1 protein-coding gene is annotated in these 6,871 nt (G+C 37.6%); it reads left to right on the forward strand.

Annotated elements, in window-relative coordinates; all coding sequences use genetic code 11:
• Positions 1-574: 574 nt before the first annotated feature.
• Positions 575-6,871 (forward strand): immunoglobulin domain-containing protein (locus tag DMA14_RS08535; RefSeq protein ID WP_449404181.1); only part of this gene is annotated, 6,297 nt, incomplete at its 3' end.

Raw genomic sequence — 6,871 nt, forward strand, 5'->3', positions numbered from 1 at the left:
CTTTATTCTTTACGTTATTAAGCTTACTTCGTCTCAACGATAATTTTAATCGTTACCCAATATTTAATTTTTTTTCAAAAGGTTTGCATTTTAGTTTGCTGTCTTGTAATTACCCCATTAGGTGTGTTGATTATAAGGAGTAAAAACTTTATTGGATATAATGTAGATTCTAATCTAGTTTTTACAACTGGATATTTTAGGAATGACTAATCAACTTTCTAAAAAAAAAATGAATCGACTATATAAGAATTCCCCAGTTCTACTTTCAACTAAAAATTTTCATTATGAAAATTAGACCTTCAACAAATCACTCCTCTAGGAAAACTGACTACAATCATTTTTCCTTAAAAAAAGTGGAACTTATTTTGTCTCAGAGAGATCGAATTTGTTCTCCGGTATATCTCGATATACCGAATTCAGCATAATTTTTTTACTAAAACAGAGTTTAACAGCTTTTTTATAAGTTGATATATTTTGTTTTAACTGGTTTATTTTCAATTGATTGTTTAATTGCGTAGGTGCATGCACCTACTGCAAGAGGTGTTTTATTGTCCATTTTCTAATCTTCCAAATTATGAAAAAAAAATTTACTTTTTGTAATCTCTATCCTCAAATGAGATTATTAGGACTTTTAACTTTATTCTTTATATGCACGAATGCATTCTCTCAAACTATTTGTAGACCTGTGTCTCAAACAAATAGTGCTGGAGGAGGGCTTTTATGTATAGGAGTAGATGTTGATAGTCCGGCCAATGCTTATGATGGCGTTGGCTTATCCACTTATGCAACCTTAACAAATGGTGTTGGATTGCTAGGGTGTGTTGCCGAAGAAACTATGACTTTAAACCAGACTGCCCGAGCCGGTGACCAAGTAGCTATTTACTTTGGCACAGGCAATGGTTTGCTTGATTTAAGTTTATTGTCGAATGCTTCGATTCAGGCTAAAAATTCTGGAGTCAATGTAGGCTCAAGTGTGGCTTTAAACAGTCCGCTATTGAATTTGAATTTGCTAAGTGGCAATACAGTTGCTGTTGCAAGATTTCCTATAACAGGTGATACCAACCAAATTCAGGTTCAGGTTGGAGGTTTAGTTAGTCTTTTAGTAAATTTAAGAATTTATGATGTAAGATTAGAATTTGCTCAGCCAAGCGTAACAGGTGGTTTATCGCAGACTGTCTGTGCTGGAGTTCCAACAACTCTTACCGCAACACCTGCGGCAGGTACTACACTTGCATGGTATAGTTCTGAATTTTCTACGACAGCTTTAGCAGTGGGAAATACTTATACAACTCCTGCTTTGACAGGAAATACGACATATTATATAGGAATAACTAGAGCAGCAGGATGCGAAGGAAATGTTCGTGTACCTGTTGTTTTAAATGTTTCTAATCCGGTAGCACCGGCAATTAGTAACATAGGACTTACAGTTTGTTCTACAGGAGCAACACAGCAGACTACTTTATCGGTTGTAAACCCTGTTCCTGGAACGACTTATTCCTGGTATTCTGCTTCAAGTGGAGGACCTGCATTAGCAACAGGTACCACTTATTCACCAACAGTTCCTTTAGGGACTACTCCATTTTTTGTGGAAGCTTCTATTGGAAGCTGTATAAGTAATAGAATACAAACGAATGTTGTTTCTACAGCTGTTCCAGCTCAACCAACAGTTTTGACCCAAAGTGTAACAATACAGTCAGGTCAGAATGCAACTTTAAATGCGACAACTTCTGAAGTTGGCGCACAATTAAATTGGTATGAAACAGCCACTGGCGGAACAGCGGTTGCTACAAATACAACGACTTTTACTACACCAATTTTAACAGCTACTAAAACTTATTATGTTGAAGCGCAAAGTCCAAATGGAAATTGTGTTAGCGCAACAAGAGAACCAGTTACTGTAACAGTTCAGCCAGCTGCTTTGGGCGGGTGTCTTGAAGCTAGCAGTCAGGTAACTACTCAAGTTGGTGTATGTTTATTGTGTAGTGCGACTAACCTAAATAATTCTGTAGATGGCAATCCTGCAACAGCTGCAACTTTAACTGTTCCTGTTGGAGTTGCTGCATCGATACAACAGACATTGCAGTTTAATAATCCTGGAAAGGCTGGTGATATTGTTGAGGTAGATTTAGAACTGCCTGGCGGTTTAGCCGATCTTACTTTATTAGGCGCTGTGAGTTTAGCAACTTATAATGGCACAACTTATAATAATGACAGAGTAGCAATAACAAATCCGTTAATTACTTTGCAATTATTGTCTGGAAACCGTTTTAGAGCAAGTGTTACTGCAGGAGCTAATTTTGATCGTGTAGAAATTAGATTAGGAGCTGTAGTAGCAGCTTTATCGAGAGTAGATATTTATCAGGCAACTTACCGATACAAAGTGCCTACAGTTACGGGTGACACAACTATTTGTAGTGGATCTACAGCAACTTTAACAGCAGCTCTTGCAGTTGGAGAAACAGTTAATTGGTATAGTGCGGCTACAGGAGGAACTTCATTGGCTTCAACAGCGGCGTTTACTACTCCTGCTTTAACAGCACCAACAACTTATTATGTAGAGGTGACAAGAAATGGCTGTGTAAATAGTGTAAGATATCCAGTTCAGGTTTCAATCGAAAATCCAGTGATTCCGACAGTTAGTGCATCGCCAACAACAATTTGTAATGGGCAGTCCACAACTTTAACGGTTCAAGCTCCAGTTGCTGGCACTACCTATAATTGGTATGACGCTGCAACAGGTGGCACTTTGGTATTTACTGGAACTTCGTTTACAACACCAATTTTAACTGCAGATGTTACATATCATGTTGAAGCAGTTATTGGCAGTTGTTCGAGTGCAACACGCACTGCTGTACCGTTGACAGTTAATCCTTTGCCAGCAACGCCTACTTTTGCATCTTCGGATGTTCTTATTCAGTCAGGGCAAACAGTTACCTTGCAAGTTCAGAATCCAGTTGGAGGCGTTCGATACAATTGGTATGATGTGCCAACAGGAGGCGTTTCTATAGCTTTTAATACAACTAGCTTTACTCCAAGTCCAGCTTTAACTGCTAACAAAACTTATTATGTTGAAGCTTCGAATGTTTTGACAGATTGTGCAAACCCAGTTAGAGGAGCTATAAATGTTACTGTAATCAATGCAATAAGCAGCTGTCTTAGAGCCAATTCTCAAGTGGTGACAAAAGGCGGTTTAACGGGCTGTTTATCATGTGGTTCAGCAAATGACGGAAATTCTATTGATAGTGACAACACTACAGCAGCTACACTTACGGTACCTTTAGGTGTACTTGATTATATTGAACAGACATTGACTTTTGTTTCTTCAGGACAAGCAGGAGATATTATAGATGTAGAATTAGGAATTCCTACAGGTGTACTTGATATTAGCGCACTTTCTAATATTAGCTTAGAAAGTTTTAATGGAGGGAATCCAAATGGTGATCAGACTAATATTAGCTCATTATTAAATGTGCAACTTTTAGGAGGTAATCGTTTTAGAGCAAGTCTTGTTGCGGCTGGAGCATTCACAAGTGTTCATGTTCGTTTAACAGGGCTATTAACAGCACTTTCTTCTTTAGATATATATGATGCTTCTTATAGATTTGCAAATGCTACCATCACAGGAGCAGCAATACCAATCTGTGCAGGACAAACAGCTTCGTTGTCTGCTTCTTCATCAGGAGGCGAAACTTTTGTATGGTATGATGCTTCAACAGGAGGCAATATTGTGAGTGTAGCTCCAACAGCTCCATTAACAACAACAACGACATACTATTTAGAAGCTACACGTGGAGGAACTTGTGTAAACAGTTTACGTCAAGCAGTTACTGTGACTGTATTGCCAATTCCTACAGGCGCAAGCATTGATATTGCTAGTCCAATTGAAGCAACTTGTGCGGGAGCGGCAGTTATTGCTCCTACGACAACAATTGCTGGAGTTGCATTTAAATATTATAAAGATCAAAATAAAGCAACAGAAATTGTAGATGGAAGTGTAGATGGAACTATAACATTTGCAAAAGATCCTGTTACAGGTGATCTTTCATTAACTGGTTTAAGCACTTCGAATTCTCCTTACAATTTATACATATCTGCAGTTAATGGAGGTACTTGTGAGAATGTGAATGGAGATTTAAAACAAGTAACGGTTAATTTTCCTTCCATTACACCTTCTCCAAATATCACTTCGACATTACAAGCATGTGGAAGTGCGAATTTAAGAAACGCAATCACAAATTACGATTCAAATGTAACTTATACATTCTATAATTCTTCGAATACTTTAATAACTGCCGAAGATGCATCTAATATTACAGTAAATGGCATTTACTATATAGAAGCGCAAAGTGCAACGAGTACCTGTCCATCTGCTAGACAATCTGTAACAGTTACAATTGATGTATTACCTACTTTAACGGTAACTGATCCACAAGAATCTGTAAATGTAGGAACAGATGTTTCGTTAGTAGCTACTTCGACAGGAACTGTTACATGGTTTAATCAGCAAGGAGCCGCGATTGCAGGACCTCCATTTACAACCGGTCCATTAAATACACCTGGAGTTTATACTTATACAGTTGTAGCAACTAATGGGTCTTGTATTGTAACTGCAACTAAGATTATCAATGTGATAGATCTTACAAGCTGTCAAAACTTAACAGAACGAGTTTATGCAACAGGACAAACTGAAGGTACTATAATTACCGGAGATGTTACAAACAATACGAATGCAGTTGATGGTAATCCTCAAACATTCTCAACAATTACTACAGGTTTAGGACTTTTGGGAGTTGGTACAACATGGCAAAATTTAACATGGCCAGCAAATATCACGAAAGGTACTCCAGTGACAGTTAAATTAGGGTCTGAATATAGTTTATTGGCTGTTGGTCAGAATTTATCAGTAGTGGGTACAAAAAATGGAACTCTTATTGGTACAAGCCAGCCAGTAAAAGGATCATTATTAAATTTACTTTCAGGTGATAACACTTATGAGTTTACTTTTGTTCCATCAGATGCATCAGGTCCACAAGATTATGATGGTATTCGTATTATATCATCTTCAATAGCAAGTGTTGCTCAAAATACAAAAGTATTTGATGCTTATTATAAAAAGCCTGCTACTTCAGTAACTTGTACATCAGGTGATATCCAAGATATTTTTTATGGCGCAACTGATTTAGGAATTGGAGCTGCAACTGCTTTGGTTGGAGTAAGTGATGTTTGGAATATTGCCGATAAAGATGTATCTACTTTTGCAACAATGTATAATGGAGTGGGAGCTTTGGCAGCAGCAGATCTAACGGTGCAATTTAAAACACCTTCTGTTCTTAGTGATACCTTAAGAATTGTGGTTTCTAAACCAGGAACTCTTTTAAGTGTTAATCTCCTTACAGGGTTTTCAGTTCAGCGTTATTTAGGAAATGTAGAAGTTGGTGCTCCAATCCAAAATACTAGCACTTTATTAAGCATAAAATTATTGCCAGGAAATACATTGGCGATGGTGTTGGTATCTTCTCCAACAGAAATTTACGATAGAGTTAGAATCCGTTTAGGAGGTGTTGCAGGAGTTTTAGATTTCTTAAGAGTACATACTGTAGAAAGAACAGCTAATACTACAATAATTGGAGCAGACCCTCAGAATAAAATTACGGTCTGCCCAGGTACTGAGATTGAACTCCAAATACCAGAAGTCGCTTGTTCTACCTATCGATGGTATGATGCCGAAACAGGAGGGAATTTGGTTGCCACAGGACCTACTTTTACAGTACCAGATAATTTAACAGCAGGTATCTACAGATATTATGTACAGCCAGTACGTTATGGTTGTGAAAATTACGCAAGAGGAGAAGTTACCGTTGAAGTAAAAGCTTCTGCTCCAGTAAATGCTTTAACAGATATTACTTTAAACGGAGGAACAACAACATCAATTTGTTCTGCTTCTGGAACCGTTACTTTGGCAACAAGTTTAAGCGGAACCCCAGTTTTAACAAATCCTGTTTATCACTGGTATCGTTTTGATGGAACAACAAGTCAGTTAATAACAGGTGAAACAACTGCACAATTAATAGTAAACGGATTGGCTCCTGGAACTTATACTTATTTTGTTGGAGTGAGTTCTGATGAATTGTGTGAAACTGCAGCAGCAGACAGAAAACAAATTACATTCACTATTTTGCCTCCTTCAATAGTAAACGATATTATAGTTGACGATGTAACAGTTTGTAATGGTGTTCCGGCATCTTTAACTCCATCGGCTCCAACATTAACTAGTCCAGTATTCACTTGGTACTTAGATGCTAATAAAACGCAGCCAATTACAAATGGAGCTGTAATAGCAGGAGTTACTTATGCAATAGATGCAGCTGGTATTTTAACCGCTACAGGTCTAACAAAAGCAGTAAGCCCAATAACATATTATGTAGCTGTTGCAAGCGCTAATACCTGCGAAAATTTAGCAGGAACATTGCAAGATGCAGTAATAATTGTTAGTGATCCAAATACTCCAACAACTACAAATAACACTCAGAATTTCTGTTTGATAAATGCACCAACTGTTGCAAATATTCAAGTTAATGAAAGCAATGTAATTTGGTATGATGCAGCGATAGGAGGAAATGTAATTGCTTCGACTACTCCATTAGTAAGCAGAATTTATTATGGAGCAGCAACTGATGCGGTTACGTTATGTGAAAGCTCTTTAAGATTGCAAGTAACTGTTAACGTCAATGATCCAGGAACACCTACATTAGTAACAGCAGGAGTGCAAAACTTCTGTAAGGAAGATCTTCCGACATTTGCAAGCGTTCAGTTCAATCAAGCAAATATTGTTTGGTATACAGCCATAACAGGCGGAACATTGATTCCATCT

This window comes from Flavobacterium sharifuzzamanii (assembly GCF_003254585.1).
In the GTDB taxonomy this organism is placed as follows: domain Bacteria; phylum Bacteroidota; class Bacteroidia; order Flavobacteriales; family Flavobacteriaceae; genus Flavobacterium; species Flavobacterium sharifuzzamanii.